The following is a 21711-nucleotide window of genomic DNA, read 5'->3' on the forward strand; positions in this document are numbered from 1 at the left end:
ACCGCGACAAGAGCCGCCATGCCCACCCTGCCCTGGTCCGCCATCGACACCGTGCTGCTCGACATGGACGGCACCCTGCTCGACCTGCACTTCGACAACCACTTCTGGCTGGAACACCTGCCCCAGCGCTATGCCGAACGCAACGGCCTGAGTCGCGCCGAAGCCGACGCCGTGCTCGAGCCGCTGTTCCGCGAACACGCCGGCCAGCTCAACTGGTACTGCCTGGATTTCTGGAGCCGGGAACTGGACCTGTCGATCCGCGAACTCAAGCATGAGGTGGCGCACCTGATCTCGCTGCGTCCGCACGCCGATACCTTCCTCGCCGCCCTGCGCCGGGCCGGCAAGCGCGTGGCGCTGATCACCAACGCGCACCGCGACTCGCTGTCGCTGAAGCTGGAACGGATCGAACTGGCGCCCTATTTCGACCGACTGATCAGCTCCCACGACTACGGCTACCCGAAGGAGGACGCGCGCTTCTGGAGCGCCCTGCAAGCCGATTTCGGCTTCGACCCGCAGCGCAGCCTGTTCATCGACGACAGCCTGCCGATCCTGCGCAGCGCCCGCGCCTATGGTGTCGCCCACCTGTTGGCGGTACGCCACCCGGACAGCCGTGGCCAGGTCCGGGACACCGAGGAGTTCGCTGCCCAGGAGGACTACCGGCGGCTGCTCGAAGGACTGCCGTAGCCGCGGAAACGAAAACCCCGCCACGCGGGCGGGGTTGGCGAAACGCCGGGATCACTCGGGAATGCGCAGGACCTGGCCGGGGTAGATCTTGTCCGGATGGCTGAGCATCGGCTTGTTGGCCTCGAAGATCTTCATGTAGGCGTTGGCATTGCCGTATTCGGCCTTGGCGATGGCGCTCAGGGTGTCGCCTTTCTTCACGGTGACGAAGCGCGCCTCCGGAGCGGCCTGGGCCACGGTGATCTTGTCTTCCACCGAGGAGACGCCGGCGACGTTGCCCAGCGCCAGCAGGATCTTCTCTTTCTCCTCCTGGCTGGCCACCTCGCCCGAGGCGATGACCTTGTCGCCTTCCACCGAAACCTGGATGTTCGGGTTGCCCAGGCCGACCTTGGCGACGTGCTCCTTCAGCGACTCGGCCGCCTGTGCCTCATGCCCCGTCAGCGTATCCCACAGCTTTTCACCGGCTTCCTTCACGAACGCGAAAATACCCATCTTTGGTTCTCCCTTTACGGTTACGGTTGCAAGCGGCCGGCGCAATCCCGATCCGCGACTAGCCAAGTCTAGACTGCAAAAACCGGCGAAATATCCCTAGCCTCCTTCGCCACCCCATAACACTGCGCCCATTCGCGTTAAGATTCGGCGACACCCCCGCCACGGAAGCGCCGATGGACATCAAGCAACTGAAATTCCTCTGCGCCCTCGACGAAACCCGCCACTTCGGCCAGGCCGCCGCACGCTGCCACGTCACCCAGCCGACCCTGTCCATGCGCCTGCGCAGCCTGGAGGAAGAACTCGGCCTGGAACTGGTGCGACGCAGCCAGCGCTTCGAAGGCTTCACCGAGGCCGGCGAGCGCGTACTGGCCTGGGCACGCAGCCTGCTGGCGGCCCAGGAAGGGCTGTACGCGGAAGCCGCCGCTTGCCGCGGGCAACTGGTCGGGACCCTGCGCCTGGGTGTGGTGCCGCTGGCCAGCTTCGACCCGATGCGCCTGGTCCAGCACATGGCCGGGCGCCACCCGGAGTTGCGTTTCCAGCTCTATTCCCTGAGTTCGGAACAAGTACTCGAAGGCCTGGCGCGCAACCAGTTCGATCTCGGCGTCTCTTATCTGGACCGTCTGGACCGCAGCCATTTCGAGGGCATCGAACTGGCGGAGACCCGCATGGGCCTGCTCCATCACCCCAGCCATTTCCCGCTCGACGCCGCGCTGCTGAACTGGGATGCGCTGGCTGGCCTGCCGCTGGGCCTGCTCTCGGCGGGCATGCACTTCCGCCAATCCATCGACCACAACTTCCGCAGCCGCGGGCTGAGCCCCATCGCGCGCCTGGAAACCGACTCGGTGCAGCAACTGCTGCAGGCGGTGCAGCGTGGCTTGTGCTGCGCGATCATGCCGTTGGGCAGCGAAGTCGACGACGAGTTGCGCCTGGTCCCCATCGAGGACGCCCATACCCTGGCAGCGCTCGGCCTGATCATTCGCAGCGGACAGCCGCGCTCGGCGCTGGCCGAAGCCTGCTTCGAGGAGGCCCGGACCTGGCTGGCGCCCGCCGGCTTGATAGACCCTGTCGATCAGGGTATCGGCACAACCGATTAGACGCCGCTCCGCGACAGGCCTAGGCTGGCTCCACACCTAGAACGATAGGGCCCAGCCCATGCCTTGCCAGCCTGCATGCCCGGTATCCGCCGATACCTGGGCGCCTTCCGCCGTTCCCGACGTTTACCGCTACGCCGACCTGCACCTGCCGCAGCAGATCGGCCAGGCCTCCCTTGCCGCCGAGTGTGCCCTGGCGATCAGTTACAACGGACTGAACCAGGCGGTGATGATGGCCTCGCCCGAGGACATCGAGGATTTCGTCCGCGGCTTCAGCCTCAGCAGTGGCTTCGTACAGGCCATCGACGAAATCTATGAAATCCGCGTCAGCGGCCAGGGCGAATCCCTCCACGCCGAGGTCGAGATCAGCAGCCGCGCATTCTGGAACCTCAAGCGCCAACGCCGGCAACTGGCCGGCACGTCAGGCTGCGGCCTGTGCGGCGTCGAAGCCCTGGAGCAGGCGCTGCCGCAACTGCCGGAGCGGTCGTCGCAGGCGCTGCCTCCCGCCGTCCATCTCGGCGCCCTGCGCCAGCGTATCGAGCAGGCCCAGCGACTGGCGCGCCATAGCGGCGCCCTGCATGCCGCGCTGTATTTCGACGGGCATGGCGAGCTGCGCCTGTGTCGCGAGGACATCGGCCGCCACAACGCCCTCGACAAGCTGATCGGCGCCCTGCATGGACAGGGACTGGACGCTGCGCAGGGCTTCGCCGTGGTCACCAGCCGCTGCAGCCTGGAGCTTATCCACAAGGCCGTACGCGCCGGGATCGGCACCCTGGTCAGCCTCTCCGCGCCAACCGCCCTGACCGTGCAATGGGCGCGCCGCCACCAGCTGAACCTGATCCACCAGCCCCATCACAGTGCCCCGCGGGTCTACAGCCCGGCGCCGGCCGCAACCGAGTGAGTCCGTCATGAGCCTGCAACCTCTCCAACCCCGCTACAAGCCCTACGCCGGTGCCGCCGCCGGCTGGGGCGCGCTGCGCAGCGTGGCGCACTTCTGGCTGGACAGCAAACAGCCGTTCAAGAACCTCCGCGCCCTGCTCAAGACCAACCAGAACGGCGGTTTCGACTGCCCCGGCTGCGCCTGGGGCGACTCGCCGGAAGACGGCCGGGTGAAGTTCTGCGAGAACGGTGCCAAGGCAGTCAACTGGGAAGCCACCAAGCGCCGCGTCGACACGGCGTTCTTCGCCCGCTACAGCGTCAGCGCCCTGCGCGAACAGAGCGACTACTGGCTGGAATACCAGGGCCGCCTCACCGGACCGATGCGCTACGACCCGCTCAGCGACCACTACCAGCCGATCACCTGGGACGCCGCCTTCGCCCTGGTCGCCGAGCACCTGCGACGCCTGGATAGCCCCGACCAGGCGGAGTTCTATACCTCCGGGCGGGCCAGCAACGAGGCGGCCTACCTCTACCAGTTGTTCGTCCGCGCGTTCGGCACCAACAACTTCCCCGACTGCTCGAACATGTGCCACGAGGCCAGCGGCGTGGCACTGGGCCGCAGCGTCGGGGTCGGCAAGGGCAGCGTGACCTTCGACGACTTCGAACACGCCGACGCGATCTTCATCCTTGGGCAGAACCCCGGCACCAACCACCCGCGCATGCTCGAGCCGCTGCGCGAGGCAGTGAAGCGCGGTGCCCAGGTGGTCTGCTTCAACCCTCTCAAGGAGCGCGGCCTGGAGCGTTTCCAGCATCCGCAGAACGCGCTGGAAATGCTGACCAACGGGTCCTCGCCGCTGAACACCGCGTTCTTCCGTCCGGCACTGGGCGGCGACATGGCGGCGATCCGCGGGATCGCCAAGTTCCTCCTCGCCTGGGAGCGCGAAGCCCAGGCCGAGGGTGGCGAGCCGGTATTCGACCACGCCTTCATCGCCGAGCACACCGACGGCCTCGAGGCCTACCTGGCCGAACTGGATGCCACCCCCTGGGAACACCTGGAGCGCCAGTCCGGGCTGAGCCTGGCGGAAATCGAACAGGCTGCGCGGATGTACCGGCGGGCGAACAGGGTCATCGTCTGCTGGGCGATGGGCATCACCCAACACCATCATTCGGTGGCGATCATCCAGGAAATCGTCAACCTGCAACTCCTGCGCGGCAACCTGGGCCGCCCGGGCGCCGGTCTCTGCCCGGTCCGCGGCCACAGCAACGTGCAGGGCGACCGCACCATGGGCATCAACGAGCGGCCGCCGGCGGCGCTGCTCGACGCACTGGAACGGCGCTTCGGCTTCGAAGTGCCACGCCACAACGGGCACAACGCCGTCGAGGCAATCGCCGCGATGCTCGCGGGCAAGTCGAAGGTCTTCATCGGCCTGGGCGGCAATTTCGCCCAGGCCACCCCGGACAGTCCGCGCACCCACGCCGCCCTGGCGTCATGCGACCTGACCGTGCACATCAGCACCAAGCTCAACCGCAGCCACCTGACCACCGGCCGCGACGCACTGATCCTGCCCTGCCTGGGGCGCACCGACATCGACCGCCAGGCCGAAGGCCCGCAGGCGGTCACGGTGGAAGACTCGTTCAGCATGATCCACGCGTCCTACGGACAACTGGAGCCGCTCTCGCAGCAGATGCGTTCGGAACCGGCGATCATCGCCGGCATCGCCAAGGCAACCCTGGGCAACCATCCGGTGGACTGGGACGCGCTGATCGCCAACTACGAGCGCATCCGCGAGCTGATCGCCGACACCATCCCCGGTTTCGCCGACTTCAACCGCCGCGTCCGGCATCCCGGCGGCTTCTACCTCGGCAACGCCGCCGGCGAACGACGCTGGAACACCGCCAGCGGCAAGGCCAACTTCGTCGCCAACCCGCTGCCCCGCGACCTGTTGCCGGCACAGGTGCGCGACAGTGGCCTCGAACCCGACCTGATCCTGCAGACCCTGCGCTCCCATGACCAGTACAACACCACCATCTACGGCCTGGACGATCGCTATCGCGGAGTGAAGGGCCAGCGCGAAGTGGTATTCGCCAACGAGGCGGATATCCGCCGCCTGGGCTACCAGCCGGGCGACAAGGTCGACCTGATCTCGCTGTGGAGCGATGGCATCGAACGCCGGGTACGCCGCTTCACCCTGCTCGCCTTCGACATCCCGGCCGGCCAGGCAGCCGCCTACTACCCGGAAACCAATCCCCTGGTGCCGCTGGAGAGCGTCGGCGTCGGCAGCCATACGCCGACTTCGAAGTTCATCGCGGTACGCCTGGAAAAGGCCACGGGCGACGGGCGCATTATCTGAAGCCCACGAAAAACGCCGCCTCCTGCAACAGGAGGCGGCGTCTTAAGGAAAAAGTCGATGAAAGGCCTTGAAGGCAGGCCGCTCGTCGGCGTTAGAATGGCCAGCATCCCGCCAGCAAAAATACCGATTTCGACCCTGAAATCGCGTTTCGCATTCGGTTTAAGACCGCCTCCGCCGAAGAAAGTTCCCCATAAAAAACAAGCACTTGGAATATTTCGAGTTTGTTCTACCAATCGTCGGCTGACGCTTGTCAGCGGTTTGGGCCAACCCCAGCATCGCAGCCGTCATCCCCACAGAGAGAAACTCTCTATGAAGTATTCCTCGATACTCCTGTTGTCCCTGAGTCTGGTCGGTGGTACCGCCTTCGCAGGCGACAACACCCGCGCGGCCATCGGCGGCGCCTTGGGCGGGGTGTTGGGTTCGGTCGTCGGCGATGCGGTCGGCGGCAGCACTGGCGCCGCGATCGGTAGCGGCATCGGTGGCGCTGCGGGCGGTGCAGTCGGCGCCGGACGCGGTAACAAGACCGAAGCGGCGATCGGCGGCGGCCTCGGTGCCGCAGGCGGTAACGTCATCGGCCGGCAGATCGGTGGCAGCACCGGTGGCCTGATCGGCGCGGCCCTCGGCGGCGCCGGCGGCGGCGCGCTGGGCAACCATTATGGCGACGGCAACCGCCGCTACGACGACGATGACGACTACCGCGACCGTCGCTACTACCGCCGCGCCGGCTATCGCGATGGCTATTACCGGCATGACAACGGCCATCACTATGGCCGGTACAAGAAGTGGAAGCGCCATAAGCATCATCGTCGCTACTACGACGACTGATTCCTCCGCTCCCCACGACGCAAAGGCCGGGCCTGATGGTCCGGCCTTTGTGCGAACGACCGTATTTCCCTCCTGATTCAACGATGAGGCACGCACGATGCGTAAATCTCTCCTGGTAATCGCGTTCGGCCTGCTGGGCGCACAAGCCGCGTTCGCCGGCGACTCCACCAAGACCGCCGTGGGCGGCGGCGTGGGCGGCGCCCTGGGCAACGTCGTGGGCAACGCCATCGGCGGTAGCACCGGTGCGGCCATAGGTGCCGGCCTAGGTGGCGCGGCCGGCGGCGCGATGACCGCCAAGGACGGGCGCAAGACCGAAGCAGCCCTGGGTGGCGGGCTAGGCGCGGCCGGCGGTTCGGTGATCGGCAACAAGCTGGGCGGCAGCACCGGCGCGACCATAGGTGCAGGCCTCGGCGGCGCAGCGGGTGGCGCGGTCGGTAACAACCTGGGCAAGGACAACGACAGCGGTCACCGCGGCAAGAAACACCGCAAGCACAAGCATCGTTGATCGGCATGCTTGCCGAAGCCGATGTGGAAAAGCCCCGCGACCGCGGGGCTTTTACTTTCTACCGTTCGTCAGCCTTTCGGTGCCGTCTTCAACTCGTCGCGAACGATCAGGACGCCACGCGGCGCCTCGATCCCGACCCGGGCCTGGTTGCCGATGATATCGGTGACCAGGATCCGGATGCCGCCTTCGCGCAATTGCCGAATCAGTTCCTCCGCCGGGTAGTCGGCCTTGAGGGACAGGGTGATGCCTTCGCCTTCTCGGCGGGAGAGTATCAGGAAACCCATGTTCCGCGTCCTTGCCAGTCATAGCAGGGGCAAACCGGCCCCTTTGGTGAATGAAATGGTGTGGAGGGATGGTCACAGAACATTGCTCCAGCGTCGAGACTGCAAACGTTCAATCAGAAATGTCCCATCCAGCGCTTCCTCATCGCCTCACGCCATGTCATGGATTGTCGCACCGGGCTCGCTTTGCTAGCGTGCCCGGCATCAATTCAATCGAGATTTCCAGATGCGCCCGTCGTTCGCCAGTTGGGGCCTGCTTGCCCTCCTGCTCCTGCAAGGCCCGCTGCTCCAGGCCCAGCCGCTGTCGCCGGCTCTCCAGCAACTGTTGAGCCTGAGCAGCCAGCGTTTGCAACTAGCCGATCAGGTAGCCCAGAGCAAGGCCCAGTCGGGCAAGGCGGTACAGGACAGCCCGCGGGAAGAACAACAGTTGCAGATGCTCGCCGGACAAGCCGGGAGCCACGGGGTCGGCGCCGAGCAGGTGCGCCTGCTGTTCGCCGCGCAGATCGAGGCGAACAAGCTGGTCCAGTACCGCCTGCTCAGCCGGCCGCTACCGGACGCTGGCCAGGCGGTCGACCTGGAGCGCATCCGCAACCGCCTCAATCAGCTCAACCTGGAGCTGCTGCGCGGCTACGCCCCGGCGCTCGCCGAACTGCGCGTCGACGACTGCCGGCCGAGGCTCAACCAGGCGCTGCAACGGCAGGTACGCGACGATCGCCTGGACGAACTGCACGCCATCGCCCTGTCACGGGCGGCGGGCGATCTCTGTCACTGGGCCGCGCTCTGAAGCGCGGCCAGCGCATCGCGTAGTCCCTGCGGAATGGCCACCGGGCGGCTGCTTCGGCGCTCCACGAAGACATGCACGAAACGCCCGGCCGCGCAGGCCTCCCGCTGCCCTTCGAGGAACAAGGCCAGTTCGTACTGCACCGAGCTGTTGCCCAGGCGCGCCACCCGCAAGCCCATCTCGATCCGCTGGGGGAAGGCCACCGGCGCGAAATAGTCGCAGCTGGAACTGACCACCAGGCCGATCACTTCGCCGCCCTGGATATCCAGGCCGCCGCGCTCGATCAGGTAGGTATTCACCGCCGTGTCGAAGAACGCATAGTAGGTCACGTTGTTCACGTGTCCGTAGATATCGTTGTCGTGCCAGCGCGTGGTGATCGGCTGGAAATGAAGGTACTGCTCGCGCAGCGGTCGCGGGGCGGTCGCCATGCCCGGTCCTCGTAGAAGGGATTCAGTATGCCGCGCGATAGATCGCCAGGGCGTCCGCCTCGCCGACCTCGCGCGGGTTGTTGACCAGCAGACGCTGCTGGAGCATCGCGTCGGCGGCCAGGCGCGGCAGCATCGCCTCGTCCACCCCGGCGTCGCGCAAGCGGCTCGGCAGGCCGTTGCGCGGACTGAGCTGGGTCAGTTCGTCGATCAGCTGCGCGGTAAGCGCGTCGCGATCGCCCGGACGCAAGCGGTCGCCCAGCAGCAGCGGCGCCAGCTCGGCATAGAGTCCAGCGGCAGCGGGAGCGTTGAAACGAATCACCTCCGGTAGCACCAGCGCATTGCTCAGGCCGTGGGGAATGTGGAAATGCCCTCCCAGCGGATAGGCCAGGGCATGCACCGCCGCCACCGGCGCATTGGCGAAGGCCTGCCCGGCCAGGCAGGCGCCCAGCAGCATGGCCTGGCGCGCCTCGCGGTCGCCGCCGTCGCCTACCGCGCGTTCCAGGTTGGCCGCCAGCAGGCGCAACGCCTCCCGCGCCAGCAGATCGGACAGCGGATTCTTCTTCAGCTTGCTGGTATAGCTCTCGATCGCATGCACCATCGCGTCGATACCGGTCGCCGCGGTGACCGCCGGCGGCAGCCCGAGGGTCAGGTCGGCATCGAGCAACGCCAGATCGGGCAGCAGGTAGGGCGAGACCACACCCATCTTGGTGGTCTCGCCAGTGGTGACGATGGCGATCGGCGTCACCTCGGAGCCGGTCCCGGCGGTGGTCGGCACCTGGATCAGCGGCAGGCGCGGCCCGCGTGCGTTGCCGACCCCGAAGACCTCGCCGAGCCCCTGCCCTGCCTCTGGATGGGCGAGCAGCGCGACCAGCTTGGCCACGTCCATGGAACTGCCACCGCCGAAACCGACCACCAGCTCGGCAGCCATGCCCCGCGCCCGCCCGAGCGCGGCCTCGACCACCGATTCAGGCGGATCGGCGAGCACCTGGTCGTACACCTCGACGGCCAGGCCCAGGCGCGGGAAGCCGGGCAGGATCGCATCCAGCAAGCCGAGCCGGGTGATCCCCGGGTCGGTCACGATCAACACGCGGCGCGCCCTTCGCTCGCGGCAGAGTTCAGCCAGGCGGATGGCGGAGCCGACCTCGCAGAGGATCTGCGCGGTAGTGGCGAAACTGAAAGCTTGCATATCGGTCTCCTTGGGCGAGACGCCCGTCAGAACGAGAAATGCTCTTCGGGCAGGGCCATCAGGCAGTCGGCGCCACCGAGCAAGGCTTCGCGGTGCATGCTCGCCCGCGGCAGGATGCGCCGCAGGTAGAAATCGGCGCTGCGCAGCTTGGCCCGATAGAAATCGCCCTCGCCGGAGCCGCCGTCCAGCGCTTCCTGGGCTCGTGCCGCGGCTTGCAACCAGAGGGCCGCGAGCAATACGTAGGCGCTGTACTGGAGGAAGTCCACGGAAGTGGCGCCGATCTCCTGGGGATCGCGGGCGCAGGCCTCGAGTACCTGGCCGGTGAGCTGCCGCCACTCTTCCAGGCGTTGCAGCACCGGCTCGACCAGCGGCGCCAGCGCAGCACGCCCTTGCAGCGCCTCGCTGGCCACCGCCAGTTCGCCTTGCAGCGCCAGCAGTTCGCCGCCCTGGTCGCCGAGCAGCTTGCGGCGGATCAGATCGAGCGCCTGGATGCCATTGGTGCCTTCGTAGATCTGGGTGATGCGACTGTCGCGCATCAATTGCTCCATGCCCCATTCGCGGATGAAGCCGTGACCGCCATAGACCTGTACGCCGAGGCTGGCGACTTCCTGGCCGACATCGGTAAGGAAGGCCTTGACGATGGGGATCAGCAGCGCTGCACGGCGCGTCGCCGCGCGCCGGCCGTCGGCATCCGGATGGCCGTGTTCCAGGTCGAGCTGGCGTGCACAGCAGGCCGCCAGCATGCGGCAGCCTTCGACCAGGGTCTTCTGGGTCAGCAGCATGCGCCGTACGTCGGGGTGCACGATGATCGGGTCGGCGGCCTTGTCCGGTGCCTGCGGGCCGACCAGGGCGCGCGACTGCAGGCGCTCGCGGGCGTAGCCGAGGGCGCCCTGGAAGGCCCGTTCGGCGATACCCAGGCCCTGCAGGCCGACCTGGAAGCGCGCATCGTTCATCATCGTGAACATGCAGGCCAGGCCCTGGTTCGCCTGGCCCAGCAGCCAGCCCCTGGCGCCGTCGAAGTTCATCACGCAGGTGGAAGCGCCCTTGATCCCCATCTTGTGCTCGATGGCGCCGCACCCCAGGCTGTTGCGCTCGCCCAGGGAGCCATCGGGATTGGCGACGAACTTCGGCACCAGGAACAGACTGATGCCCTTCACCCCGGCCGGCGCGTCCGCCAGGCGCGCCAGCACCAGGTGGACGATGTTCTCGGTGAGGTCCTGCTCGCCACCGCTGATGAAGATCTTGCTGCCGCTGATCGCGTAGCTGCCGTCGGCCTGCGCCTCGGCGCGGGTGCGCAGGAGAGCGAGGTCGGTGCCGGCCTGGGGTTCGGTCAGGCACATGGTGCCGGCCCATTCACCGCTCACCAGCTTGGCCAGGTAGTCGCGCCGCAACGCCTCGTCGCCATGCTTGTACAGGGCCAGCACGGCGCCCTCGGTCAGCCCCGAATAGACGCGGAAGGACAGGCTGGCGGCCATCAACATCTCGTGGAAGCACGCGGAGACCATCTGCGGGAAGCCCTGGCCGCCGTACTCGGTGGGTCCGGTCATGCTCGCCCAGCCGTTCTCGCTGTACTGCCGGTAGGCTTCGCGAAAGCCGGTGGGGGTGGTCACCACGCCATCCTTCAGCTTCGCGCCTTCCTCGTCGCTGTTGCGATTGAGCGGCGCCACCACCTGGCCGGTGTAGCGCGCGCCTTCCTCGAGCACGCCGTCGATCAGTTCGCGATCGATGCCGTTGCCCAGCAGTTCGCAATGCGCGCCGACATCGAACAGTTCATGGAGAACGAAGCGCATGTCGCGCAAGGGGGCCTGGTAATCCATCTCAGCGCGCCTCCTGCAGGTCGGCGAAGGCTCCGCCCTCGGCGGCCAGGCGCTCGACCAGGGACGCCGGCTTCCAGCGCGCGCCGTGGCGCTGTTCGAGGAAACGCAGGCGTTGCAGCAGCTCGGCCGCGCCGAGACGATCGGCCCAGGCCATGGGACCGCCCTCCGCGGCGGGGAAGCCGTAGCCGTTCAGGTAGACAGTGTCGATGTCGGCGCTACGGGCGGCGATACCCTCGTCGAGGATCTTCGCGCCCTCGTTGACCAGCGCCAGCAGGCAACGCTCGAGGATTTCCTCGTCGGCGAAATCGCGCCGCGGGTAGCCCAGCGTCTCGGCAACCCGGAGCACCAGGGCATCCACCTCGGTATCGTGCTCCGCCTGGCGGCTGCCCGGCGCGTAGCGGTAGTAACCGGCACCGCTCTTCTGGCCGAAGCGGCCCAGCTCGCAAAGGCGGTTGTCCACCTGCACGGCCGGCTGGTCCTGGCCGACCCCGGCCAACTCGCGGGCGCGCCACTCCAGGTCGATACCGACCACGTCGTACATGCGGAACGGCCCCATGGCGAAACCGAACGCCTGGAGAGCCCGGTCCACCTGGTACGGCAGGGCGCCTTCCAGCAGCATCAGGCGGGCCTCGGTGGCGTAGGGTTCGAGCATGCGGTTGCCGATGAAGCCGTGGCAGTTGCCGGCCACTACGCTGACCTTGCCCATCCGCTCGCCCAGCGCCAGGGCCGCCCCCAGCACCGCCGGCGCGGTCTGCGCGCCGCGCACGATCTCAAGCAGCCGCATGATGTGCGCCGGGCTGAAGAAGTGCAGGCCGAGCACCTGGCCCGGACGCGCGGTAACCGCGGCGATGGCGTCGATGTCCAGGTAGGAAGTATTGCTGGCCAGCACCGCGGAGGGCTTCAGCGCCGCGTCCAGCTCGCGGAAGATCGATTGCTTGAGTTCCAGGTTCTCGTAGACCGCCTCGATCACCAGGTCCGCCTCGCGCATCGCGGCGAGGTGCTGGACCGGCGTGATGCGGGCGCGGCGCGCGGCCGCTTCCTCTTCGCCGATGCGCCCCTGGCGCACGTTGTGCGCGTAGGTGTCGGCCACGGCGCCGAGCGCCTGGTTGAGCATCTGCGGGTTGCTGTCCAGCCACTGCACGTCGAGACCGGCGTTGGCCAGGCACATGACGATACCGCGACCCATGGTGCCGGCGCCGATCACCGCGGCCTGGCGGAAGGAAAAGTTCTGGCTCATGGTCTTGTCCTCGTTGTAGCGAGCGCAGTAGGAACGGTGGACGAAACCTGGGGCAGTCCGACCGCACAAAAAGCGACCACTACCTTAGGGGAAGGTCGTACTATTTTTGAAATTTAGTCTTGTGATAGCTGGAATTCAGGCAGTGAATATCCAAACCTTCGACCTCAACCTGCTACGCGTCCTTGACGCCCTGCTGCGCGAACGCAACGTCTCGCGCGCGGCGGAGCGCCTGGCGCTGAGCCAGCCGGCAGTGAGCAATGCACTGAACCGCCTGCGCGAGCTGCTCGACGACCCGCTGCTGGTCCGCGCCGGTCGTGCGATGCAGCCGACGCCCCGGGCGCTGGCGCTGGAAGCGCCGATCCGCGCGGCGCTGCGGCAGATCGAACAGAGCCTGGGCGACGGCGAGGGCTTCGATCCCGGGCGCAGCCGGCAGCGCTTCACCGTAGCGGTGACCGACTACGTCGAACTGATCTGCATGCCCGCCCTGATGCGCCGCCTGAGTGAGCGGGCGCCGGGAATCTCCATCGCCATCCAGCACCTGACCCCGACCTTGCCGGCCGAGGCGCTGGACAAAGGCGAACTGGACCTGGTGCTAGGCCGCTTCGAAAACGTCCCGGCGCGCTTCCAGCGCCGCCATTGGGCCAGCGAGACCCTGCAACTGGTCGCCCGACGTCAGCACCCGCTGCTGGCGCAGGCTCCCGACCTGGCCACCTTTCTGGAGCTACAGCACCTGTGGGTGCACGGCGGGCAGACCAAGGGGATGGTCGACCAGTGGCTGGGCAGCCAGGGGCTCAAGCGGCAAGTGGCCTACACCACACCGAACTACCTGCAGGCAGCGCACATCGCCGCGTACAGCGACCTGGTCGGCGTCCTGCCGCGACAACTGGCGCACTACTTCGAACGATTGCTGCCCCTGCAATCGTTCGACCTGCCGTTCGACCTCGGCCCGTTCCACCTGGAACTGGTGTTTCTGGCCCAGCGCGAACGCGACATCGCCCTGCAATGGCTGGTCGAACAGATCCGCCAGGTCGGGGCCGCCGGACCGGACTAGGGGAATCCGGGCAGTCAGAAGCGGTCGCGGATGACCAGTTCTTCCCGCGGCAGCTTGCCGCTGCGCGGCCAGGGTTCAACGGCCTTTTTCCCGACCGCGACCATCAGGCCGATCACATGGTTGTCCGGCAGGTTGATCAGCCGGGCCACGGCATCGAAGTCGAAACCATCCATCGGACACGAATCCAGGCCCTGGCCGCGGGCGACCAGCATCAGGGTCTGCGCCAGCAGGCCGCAACTGCGCATGGCTTCGTCGCGCTGTACCTGGGGCTTGCCGCGGTAGTAGGTGTCGATGGCGCCTGCCATGAACGCCTGTACCGCCTCGGGAGCACCGTCCCAGACCCGCTGCGCGTTGCGCTCCCAACTGTCGAGCTGGGCGCACACCACCACCAGCATCGCCGCGTCGGTGACCTGCGCCTGGTCCCAGGCCACTTCACGCAACTGCGTGCGCAATTGCAGATCGCTGACCTCGACCAGCCGCACGTGTTGCAGGTTGAAGGCGGAAGGCGCATGCAGCGCCAGGTCCAGGAGATGGTCCTTCTCTTCGCGAGTCAGGCTGAAGGATGAGTCGTAGCCCTTGATGGCACGGCGACTCCGAACGGCGTCTTCGATATGCATGGGGAGATCCACTGCGAGGGAACAAAGGGGCGCCCACTCTAGGGCATTGGCGAGAAGATAAACCAGACTTCAATAAATCCGACGCAGCCCCACAGCAGCTACTTACAGAATCAGGACTAGGACTATTCCTAGGAAGGAATTTTCCTAAGGAATTGTCCTATATTCCACTCCAATGCCAGCGCCTGGGAGAGGGCCCCTCCCGGGACGCACGAACGCAGAAAAATAAGGATGAACTCACGTAGGAGTAAGCTCATGAACAGGATGGGCCAACTGGCTTTGTTCGGTCTTCTTGTAGGAACCTCCAGCAACCTGTTCGCCGCCCCCGGCAGCATCAGCGGCGTCATCCGCTTCACCGGCGCCATTGTCGAGCCACCATGCTCGATGAGCGCTCCCCGCCAAGACGAAAGCAAGGGCAGCTTCCACCTCAGTGGCTGTCCCATGCAGGCGCGCACCGCGGAAGTCAGCATCCGCTCGATGAAGACCGGCGAGGTGCAACACCTGCAACCCAGCGACCTGGTCCTCGGGGAAAGGGATTTCTCGGCGCGCTATGAGCTGGCCGGAAGCGGTCGTCTGTAGTGGTCTACTGATCCCGGACACCGATTTAGGCGAGAATCCTCGCCGTGAGAGAGGTGTCTGATGAGCAAGCAACGACGTACGTTTTCCGCCGAGTTCAAACGAGAGGCCGCGGCCCTGGTGTTGGACCAAGGCTACAGCCATATCGACGCCTGCCGTTCGCTGGGGGTGGTGGATTCGGCCTTGCGCCGTTGGGTGAAGCAGCTCGAGGCGGAGCGCCAGGGTGTGACCCCGAAGAGCAAGGCGTTGACGCCTGAGCAGCAAAAGATCCAGGAGCTGGAAGCCCGGATCAACCGATTGGAGCGGGAGAAAGCGATATTAAAAAAGGCTACCGCTCTCTTGATGTCGGACGAACTCGATCGTACGCGCTGATAGACCAGTTGAGTGAGCAGGAGTCGGTGGAAGTGGTCTGTTCAGCTTTCGATGTGGCGCGGTCTTGCTACTACGTCCACCGTCTTCGACGGCGGCGTGTCGATGCTCGCCGCGTGGCGCTACGCAGCCAAGTCAACCAGTTGTTCAGCCAGAGTCGGGGCTCGGCCGGCAGCCGCAGCATTCTGGGCATGCTGCGCGAAGAGGGCGTGACCATCGGCCGTTTCCGAGTGCGTCGGTTGATGCGTGAGCTGGGCCTGGTCAGCAAGCAACCGGGCTCGCACGCCTACAAACAGGCCACGGTTGAGCGGCCGGATATCCCGAATCGGCTGAACCGCGAATTCGCGACCGAGCATCCCAATCAGGTGTGGTGTGGCGACATCACCTACGTCTGGGCGCAAGGCCGTTGGCACTACCTGGCCGCGGTGCTGGATCTGCATACCCGGCGGGTGATCGGCTGGGCGTTCTCGGCCAAGCCGGATGCCGAACTGGTGATCAAGGCCCTGGACATGGCCTACGAACAGCGCGGCAAGCCACAGCAGGTGCTGTTCCATTCAGACCAGGGCAGCCAGTACGCCAGCCGCCTGTTTCGGCAACGGCTCTGGCGCTATCGGATGCAGCAGAGCATGAGTCGCCGAGGGAATTGCTGGGATAACTCGCCGATGGAGCGCCTGTTCCGCAGTCTGAAGTCGGAGTGGGTCCCGTCAACGGGTTACCTGACGGCGCAGGAGGCCCAACGGGACATCAGTCATTACTTGATGCACCGCTACAACTGGATCAGGCCGCATCAATTCAACGACGGGTTACCACCTGCGGTGGCCGAAGAAAAACTCAACCCACTGTCCGGGATGGGTTGACCACTACAGTCGCTCCGGCAACTACCTGATCACCGTCACCTACCCCTGACGTTCGCCCATGAAAAAACCGCCCGAAGGCGGTTTTTTTCATGGTGCCGAAACGTGCTTACAGCTGCGGGCCGGCGGCCTTGATCGCATCGGAAACCTCGAATTTCTTGAAGTTTTCGATGAACTGCTTGGCCAGGCCCTTCGCCGCCTCGTCGTAGGCAGCCTTGTCAGCCCAGGTGTTGCGCGGGTTGAGCAGATTGGTCTCGACGCCCGGAACGGCCTTCGGCACGTCCAGGTTGATGATGTCCAGGTGCTCGGTTTCCGCGCCGATCAGCGCGCCGCTCTGGATCGCCGCGATCACGCCACGGGTGGTCGGGATGTTGAAGCGCTTGCCGACGCCGTAGCCACCGCCGGTCCAGCCGGTGTTGACCAGGTAGACCTTGGAGCCGAAGGCCTTGATACGCTTGATCAGCAGCTCGGCGTAGACACCGGCCGGACGCGGGAAGAAGGGAGCGCCGAAGCAGGTGGAGAAGGTCGACTTGATGCCGCCGCCGGAACCCATCTCGGTGGAGCCGACCAGCGCGGTGTAGCCGGACAGGAAGTGGTAGGCTGCCTGCTCGTTGTTCAGGATCGATACCGGCGGCAGTACGCCGGTCAGGTCGCAGGTCAGGAAGATCACCGCGTTGGGCTCGCCGCCGAGGTTCTTCTCCGAACGCTTCTCGACGTGCTCCAGCGGGTAGGCGGCGCGGCTGTTCTGGGTCAGGCTGTCGTCGGCGTAGTCGGGCACACGCTCTTCGTCGAGAACCACGTTCTCCAGCACGGCGCCGAACTTGATGGCTTTCCAGATGACCGGCTCGTTCTTCTCGGACAGGTCGATGCACTTGGCATAGCAACCGCCTTCGACGTTGAACACCACGCCCTCGCCCCAGCCGTGCTCGTCGTCACCGATCAGGTAACGGCTTTCATCGGCGGACAGGGTGGTCTTGCCGGTGCCGGACAGGCCGAAGAACAGGGTCACATCGCCCGCTTCGCCGATGTTGGCAGCGCAGTGCATCGGCAGCACGTCGCGCTCGGGCAGCAGGAAGTTCTGCACGGAGAACATGGCTTTCTTCATCTCGCCGGCATAGCGCATGCCTGCGATCAGCACTTTCTTCTGGGCGAAATTGAGGATCACGCAACCGTCGGAGTTGGTGCCGTCGCGCTCGGGCACGCATTCGAAGTTGGCGACATTGAGGACCTGCCACTCGTCCTTGCCGGCCGGGTTGTACTGCTCCGGCTCGATGAACAGGCAACGGCCGAACAGATTCTGCCAGGCGGTAGCGGTGGTCATCTTCACCGGCAGGTAGTAAGCCTCGGCGGAACCTACATGAACATGGGAAACGAAATGGTCCTGGGCGTTGTTGAACGCTTCCACGCGGGCCCACAGCGCATCGAACTTGTCGGCCGGGAACGGACGGTTGATGTTGCCCCAGGCGATCGCGTCCTTGGTGCTCGGCTCTTCGACGATGAAACGGTCGACCGGCGAACGGCCGGTACGATGGCCGGTGCGTACGACCAGCGAGCCGTTGGCGGCCAGTTCGCCCTCACCGCGGCGAATGGCTTCTTCTACCAGTTGGGCGGCGCTGATATCGGTGTACACGGCGTTGTTGGCTTGCGTCATGTGGTTCCCCGTCGGCCAGAGGCCGAGTCCTCCAAACTTCGTAGCGCTTCAAAAAACTCACTACAGGAAAAAAGTGGCGGGATTATGCCAGAAAAGCCCGCTGGATGAAAAATCGTCAGTGGCGGGTCTCGGAAGGCCCCTGGCTGCCAGCGCCAGCGAACAACTGGGCGACGTCGGAGGCGTCGAACAGGTAGCGCTGGTTGCAGAACTGGCAGTCGATGCTGATCGAGCCTTCTTCCTCCTCGAGCAGCCGCTCGCAGTCGGCCTGCCCGAGACTGACCAGGGCGTTGGCCGAACGTTCCCGCGAGCAACTGCAATGGAAGACCAGCGGTTGCGGCTCGAACAGGCGCACGGTTTCCTCGTGGTAGAGGCGGTGCAGGACGGTCTCGTTGTCCAGCGCCAGCAGCTCTTCGGCGGTCAGCGTGTCGGCCAGGGTGGTCAGGTGCTGCCAACTGGCCTCGCGGGCCTCGGGGTCCTTCAGGCGGTCGGCGGGAAGCTGCTGCAGCAGCAGGCCGCGGGCGCGGCGGCCGTTGGCGTTGAGCCAGAAACGGGTCGGCAGCTGTTCCGAGCTGGCGAAGTAGTTGGACAGGCATTCCGCCAGGTTCACCCCCTCCAGGGCGACGATCCCCTGGTAGCGCTGGCCCTTGACCGGGTCCACGGTGAGGGTCAGCACGCCTTCGGGCATCAGTTCCTGCATGCCGGCGTCGGCGCCGATGGACTCCGCCGAATAGCGGGCCAGGCCACGCACCTGGCGGTCGCTGGAACACTCCACCATCAACAGCGGAACCGCGCCGCTGGAGCGCGCCTGCAATACCAGCAGGCCGTCGAACTTGAGCGTGCCGCAGAGCAGCGAGGCCGCCGCGAGCATCTCCCCGAGCAGCTGCGCGACCGGTTCCGGATAGGGATGTTTGGCCAGCACTTCGCTGTAGCTGCGCTCGAGATCGACCATCTCGCCGCGCACGTCGGTATCGTCGAAAAGGAAACGCTGGCTCTGATCTGAATGGGACATGCGGGACACAACGCTACGAATGAGGGAATGACAAGTGAGTGACAAAGGCCTATAAAAGCGCGCTTCGTGACAGTCGTACGCCGACCCGGCGCCGATAGGGGGAAACGATTTTATGGATAATGCCTCTCCGTTCCAAGCGGCCTGGCAATGGCGCAAGTTCGCCACCTGTCATCTTCTGGCGCTCCTGCTGCTGATCCTGTGGCTCTGGGGCCCCACCCGCGAGCTGATGAACGGCTTCGACTTCTGGCTCTTCGACAAGCTCAACGGCTCCCTCGCCCTCAACGAAACCTGGCTGAAACTCTGGGGCCTGCTCAGTACCCGACCGTTCGACGCGGTGGTCGGAGTGATCCTGCTCTGCCTGCTGATTCGCGGCGACTGGCTGCTGCCGGCGAACCAGGTACGGCGGCTGACCTTCGGCTTCATCGTGACCCTGCTGATCCTGGTGGTGATCCGCGTGCTCTACGCGAAGATCGCCCACCATCTGCACTGGCAGCACGCCAGCCTGTCGATGCTGATGGACAAGGCCATCCACCTCAGCGACCACTTCCCGGACTGGGAACGCGTGTGGGAAATCAAGGACCGCTCCAAGCGCAGCTTCCCCGGCGACCACGCCTCGGTGCTGCTGGTCTGGGCGCTGTTCATGTCGCTGTTCGCTCGCCGCGCCGGGCAGTTCCTGCTGATCTGGACCCTGGCCGTGCTGTTCATGATGCCGCGCCTGGTAGCCGGCGCGCACTGGGGCCAGGACGACTACATCGGCGGCCTGCAGATGGCCCTGCTGGCCCTCGCCTGGGGCTGCTACACACCGCTGGCGGCGAAGGCCAGCGGCTGGCTGGTGCAGGTGACCGAACCGCTGTTCCGCCTGCTGGCGAAATTGCCGCTGATCGGCCGCCTCGGCGTGGTCCGCGACTCGGCCTGAGGCCATCCCGGTCTCCCCTGCGGGAGACCGGCGCTTCTCAGTCCTGGCCGCCGCGCAACTGGTGGATCTGCCGCCGCTGCTTCTTGCTCGGCCGCCCCTCTGTCTGTACGCCCAGCGCCCCGGCCTTGCGCATGGCCGCCGCGCGCTCGCGGCTTGCCACGCTGTCCGCGGTTTCCTCGTAGAGAGCCTGGGCCTCCGGCGCGCCACGCCGGACTACGGAAAGCGCGCGAATGGTCACGGTTCGCTCGTCGAAGCCCGTACGAATGGTCAACTCCTCCCCTACCCTGGGTTCCTTGCTCGGCTTGCACCGCTCGCCCCGGCAATGCACCTTGCCGCCCTCTATCGCGGCCTTGGCCAGCGCCCGGGTCTTGAAGAAGCGCGCCGCCCAGAGCCACTTGTCCAGGCGCACCTTGTCGTCGTCTTTCTCGCTCACTGGCATTTCCCGTATTCGTTCCGCCGCTGTCTCGCGACTGTCATCGACAGCCGCTAGGTTCGTCTTCGGCATCCTCGGGCAGCCGTCTGGCGGCCGCCCATAGCCCTGCTAGAATGCCGGCAAAACGCCTGGAATGCCTACCCGTGAAGACATTCGACCAGCTTTCCGTCATCGGTCTGCGCGAGTGGATCGCCTTTCCCGAACTGGGCATGGTCGGGCTGCGCGCGAAGATCGACACCGGCGCCAGCACCTCCAGCCTGCATGCCTCGGACATCGTTCCCTTCGAGCGCGACGGCGAGAAGTGGGTGCGCTTCACCGCCCACCTCGGCACGCTGGTGCAGCGCCGGCACCGTTGCGAAGCGCCGATGGTCGCGCGCAAGAGCATTCGCAGCTCCAACGGCCAGGCCCAGACCCGCTACGTGATCCGCACCACCCTGGCGCTGGGCGATCGCATGTGGCCGGTAGAGTTCACCCTGGCCTGCCGCAAGTCCATGCGCTATCGCGTGCTGCTCGGCTCCAAGGCGCTGATCGCCGGGCAACTGGTGGTCAACCCGGCCCTGGCCTACGTCCAGGATCGTCCCGAGTCGCCGGCCGCCCTGCCCGCGGCGACGAGCATCGACCTGCTCGACGGGAGCCCGGTTTGAGCCATTCGCCGGCAGCACCTGTCCAACCTCCATCCATTCCCGAAACGGCCGGTCCGATGCCTGCCGCGACGACAACCCACAGCCTCGCCGCCGCTGCCCGCCAGCCGGTCCAACCCATCCACAGGTGCTGAATGAAAATCGCCGTGCTGTCGCGCAATCCCCGGCTCTACTCGACCCGTCGCCTGGTGGAGGCCGGGCGGGAGCGCGGCCATGAAATGGTGGTCATCGATACGCTGCGCGCCTACATGAACATCGCCAGCCACAAGCCGCAGATCCACTACCGGGGACAACCGCTGGAAGGCTTCGACGCGGTGATCCCGCGCATCGGCGCCTCGGTGACCTTCTACGGCTGCGCGGTATTGCGCCAGTTCGAGATGATGGGCGTGTTCCCGCTCAACGAGTCGGTCGCCATCGCTCGCTCGCGGGACAAGCTGCGCTCGCTGCAACTGCTCTCGCGCAAGGGCATCGGCCTGCCGGTGACCGGCTTCGCCCACTCCCCGGACGATGTCCCGGACCTGATCGAGATGGTCGGTGGCGCACCGCTGGTGATCAAGCTGCTGGAGGGCACCCAGGGCATCGGCGTGGTCCTCTGCGAAACCGAGAAGGCCGCCGAATCGGTGCTCGAGGCTTTCATGGGGCTCAAGCACAACATCATGGTCCAGGAGTACATAAAGGAAGCCGGCGGCGCCGACATCCGCTGCTTCGTGGTCGGCGACAAGGTGATCGCCTCGATGAAGCGCCAGGCAGCGCCCGGCGAGTTCCGCTCCAACCTGCACCGAGGCGGCAGCGCCAGCCTGATCAAGATCACCCCGGAAGAACGCATGACCGCCATCCGCGCCGCCCGCGTGATGGGCCTGAACGTCGCCGGGGTGGACATCCTGCGCTCCAACCATGGTCCGCTGGTAATGGAGGTGAACTCCTCGCCGGGCCTGGAAGGTATCGAATCCACCACCGGCAAGGACATCGCCGGGATCATCATCCAGTACCTGGAAAAGAACGGCGGCCCCCACCTGGCCAGGACGAAGGGAAAGGGGTGAGCC

At 66.0% G+C, this 21711-nt stretch carries 23 protein-coding genes; 13 read left to right on the forward strand and 10 right to left on the reverse strand.

The annotated features are described in order from the left end of the window. The first annotated feature begins 18 nt into the window (after positions 1-18). The gene (yrfG, locus tag VQ065_RS29735; RefSeq protein ID WP_003096208.1) at positions 19-684 is read left to right on the forward strand and encodes a GMP/IMP nucleotidase; all 666 of its coding nucleotides are present in this window, start codon (positions 19-21) and stop codon (positions 682-684) included. Positions 685-735: 51 nt separating this feature from the next. Here the strand turns inward: yrfG and lysM are convergent, their stop codons facing one another. Beyond that, complete coding sequence (gene lysM / locus VQ065_RS29740) at positions 736-1173, reverse strand: peptidoglycan-binding protein LysM (RefSeq protein WP_003096210.1); 438 nt, start codon at positions 1171-1173, stop codon at positions 736-738. 173 nt (positions 1174-1346) lie between these two features. Here lysM and VQ065_RS29745 point away from each other — a divergent pair, with 173 nt between their 5' ends. The 5 genes from VQ065_RS29745 (at position 1347) to VQ065_RS29765 (ending at position 6824) form a co-directional block, all read left to right on the forward strand. Continuing rightward, positions 1347-2267: a LysR family transcriptional regulator gene (locus VQ065_RS29745; protein ID WP_003096212.1), complete on the forward strand. Its 921-nt coding sequence runs from the start codon at positions 1347-1349 to the stop codon at positions 2265-2267. A 58-nt stretch (positions 2268-2325) separates the two neighbouring features. Next, positions 2326-3165, forward strand: coding sequence for a formate dehydrogenase accessory sulfurtransferase FdhD (fdhD, locus tag VQ065_RS29750; RefSeq protein ID WP_003096213.1), 840 nt, complete (start codon positions 2326-2328; stop codon positions 3163-3165). Positions 3166-3172: 7 nt separating this feature from the next. Then, positions 3173-5494, forward strand: a complete 2322-nt coding sequence (locus VQ065_RS29755; RefSeq protein WP_003096215.1) for an FdhF/YdeP family oxidoreductase — start codon at positions 3173-3175, stop codon at positions 5492-5494. A gap of 309 nt (positions 5495-5803) precedes the next feature. Beyond that, positions 5804-6319, forward strand: coding sequence for a hypothetical protein (locus VQ065_RS29760; RefSeq protein WP_003096217.1), 516 nt, complete (start codon positions 5804-5806; stop codon positions 6317-6319). A gap of 97 nt (positions 6320-6416) precedes the next feature. Next, entirely contained in the window at positions 6417-6824 is a 408-nt protein-coding gene (locus VQ065_RS29765) for a glycine zipper domain-containing protein (protein WP_003096219.1), read from the forward strand. 68 nt (positions 6825-6892) lie between these two features. On the opposite strand, the gene VQ065_RS29770 is transcribed toward VQ065_RS29765, so the two are convergent. Further along, the gene (locus VQ065_RS29770) at positions 6893-7108 is read right to left on the reverse strand and encodes a carbon storage regulator (protein WP_003096222.1); all 216 of its coding nucleotides are present in this window, start codon (positions 7106-7108) and stop codon (positions 6893-6895) included. Between the two features lie 223 nt (positions 7109-7331). Here VQ065_RS29770 and VQ065_RS29775 point away from each other — a divergent pair, with 223 nt between their 5' ends. Further along, positions 7332-7889 (forward strand): chorismate mutase, encoded by a 558-nt coding sequence (locus tag VQ065_RS29775; RefSeq protein ID WP_003096224.1) that lies wholly within the window; start codon positions 7332-7334, stop codon positions 7887-7889. On the opposite strand, the gene VQ065_RS29780 is transcribed toward VQ065_RS29775, so the two are convergent. From VQ065_RS29780 to VQ065_RS29795, 4 genes are read right to left on the reverse strand one after another with little or no spacing between them, the layout of a single operon-like run. After that, a complete protein-coding gene (locus VQ065_RS29780; protein ID WP_003096230.1) occupies positions 7871-8314 on the reverse strand; it encodes an acyl-CoA thioesterase in 444 nt (147 codons plus the stop codon). The genes VQ065_RS29775 and VQ065_RS29780 overlap by 19 nt on opposite strands. Positions 8315-8336: 22 nt before the next feature. Further along, the gene (locus VQ065_RS29785) at positions 8337-9500 is read right to left on the reverse strand and encodes an iron-containing alcohol dehydrogenase (RefSeq protein ID WP_003096233.1); all 1164 of its coding nucleotides are present in this window, start codon (positions 9498-9500) and stop codon (positions 8337-8339) included. Between the two features lie 26 nt (positions 9501-9526). Then, the gene (locus tag VQ065_RS29790; RefSeq protein ID WP_003096235.1) at positions 9527-11317 is read right to left on the reverse strand and encodes an acyl-CoA dehydrogenase C-terminal domain-containing protein; all 1791 of its coding nucleotides are present in this window, start codon (positions 11315-11317) and stop codon (positions 9527-9529) included. Between the two features lies 1 nt (position 11318). Further along, entirely contained in the window at positions 11319-12554 is a 1236-nt protein-coding gene (locus VQ065_RS29795; RefSeq protein WP_023098870.1) for a 3-hydroxyacyl-CoA dehydrogenase, read from the reverse strand. Between the two features lie 142 nt (positions 12555-12696). On the opposite strand from VQ065_RS29795, the gene VQ065_RS29800 reads away from it, so the two are divergent. Next, a complete protein-coding gene (locus tag VQ065_RS29800; RefSeq protein WP_003096239.1) occupies positions 12697-13605 on the forward strand; it encodes a LysR family transcriptional regulator in 909 nt (302 codons plus the stop codon). 14 nt (positions 13606-13619) lie between these two features. Here the strand turns inward: VQ065_RS29800 and VQ065_RS29805 are convergent, their stop codons facing one another. After that, positions 13620-14222: a nitroreductase family protein gene (locus VQ065_RS29805; RefSeq protein WP_003096241.1), complete on the reverse strand. Its 603-nt coding sequence runs from the start codon at positions 14220-14222 to the stop codon at positions 13620-13622. A gap of 252 nt (positions 14223-14474) precedes the next feature. Here VQ065_RS29805 and VQ065_RS29810 point away from each other — a divergent pair, with 252 nt between their 5' ends. Both VQ065_RS29810 and VQ065_RS29815 read left to right on the forward strand, forming a co-directional pair. Continuing rightward, on the forward strand, positions 14475-14798 hold the full coding sequence (locus VQ065_RS29810) for a hypothetical protein (protein WP_014604114.1): 324 nt from the start codon (positions 14475-14477) through the stop codon (positions 14796-14798). Between the two features lie 60 nt (positions 14799-14858). After that, a protein-coding gene (locus tag VQ065_RS29815) for an IS3-like element IS222 family transposase (protein WP_086937300.1) occupies positions 14859-16021 on the forward strand; the annotation gives its coding sequence in 2 pieces (ribosomal slippage) (positions 14859-15114 and positions 15114-16021; 1164 coding nt in all). Positions 16022-16127: 106 nt separating this feature from the next. Here VQ065_RS29815 and VQ065_RS29820 read toward each other — a convergent pair. Beyond that, positions 16128-17669 (reverse strand): phosphoenolpyruvate carboxykinase, encoded by a 1542-nt coding sequence (locus tag VQ065_RS29820; protein WP_003096242.1) that lies wholly within the window; start codon positions 17667-17669, stop codon positions 16128-16130. A gap of 115 nt (positions 17670-17784) precedes the next feature. Then, complete coding sequence (hslO, locus tag VQ065_RS29825; protein ID WP_003096245.1) at positions 17785-18678, reverse strand: Hsp33 family molecular chaperone HslO; 894 nt, start codon at positions 18676-18678, stop codon at positions 17785-17787. Between the two features lie 112 nt (positions 18679-18790). Here hslO and VQ065_RS29830 point away from each other — a divergent pair, with 112 nt between their 5' ends. Next, complete coding sequence (locus tag VQ065_RS29830) at positions 18791-19594, forward strand: phosphatase PAP2 family protein (RefSeq protein ID WP_003096247.1); 804 nt, start codon at positions 18791-18793, stop codon at positions 19592-19594. A 37-nt stretch (positions 19595-19631) separates the two neighbouring features. Here the strand turns inward: VQ065_RS29830 and VQ065_RS29835 are convergent, their stop codons facing one another. Beyond that, the gene (locus VQ065_RS29835; protein ID WP_003120401.1) at positions 19632-20027 is read right to left on the reverse strand and encodes an RNA-binding S4 domain-containing protein; all 396 of its coding nucleotides are present in this window, start codon (positions 20025-20027) and stop codon (positions 19632-19634) included. A gap of 143 nt (positions 20028-20170) precedes the next feature. Here VQ065_RS29835 and rimB point away from each other — a divergent pair, with 143 nt between their 5' ends. Both rimB and rimK read left to right on the forward strand, forming a co-directional pair. Then, positions 20171-20671, forward strand: coding sequence for a retropepsin-like aspartic endopeptidase RimB (gene rimB / locus VQ065_RS29840; protein WP_003096250.1), 501 nt, complete (start codon positions 20171-20173; stop codon positions 20669-20671). Between the two features lie 131 nt (positions 20672-20802). After that, positions 20803-21708, forward strand: coding sequence for a 30S ribosomal protein S6--L-glutamate ligase (gene rimK / locus VQ065_RS29845; RefSeq protein WP_003096254.1), 906 nt, complete (start codon positions 20803-20805; stop codon positions 21706-21708). Positions 21709-21711 lie beyond the last annotated feature (3 nt).

Source organism: Pseudomonas sp. KBN10P06128, assembly GCF_037574945.1.
GTDB lineage: Bacteria > Pseudomonadota > Gammaproteobacteria > Pseudomonadales > Pseudomonadaceae > Pseudomonas > Pseudomonas aeruginosa.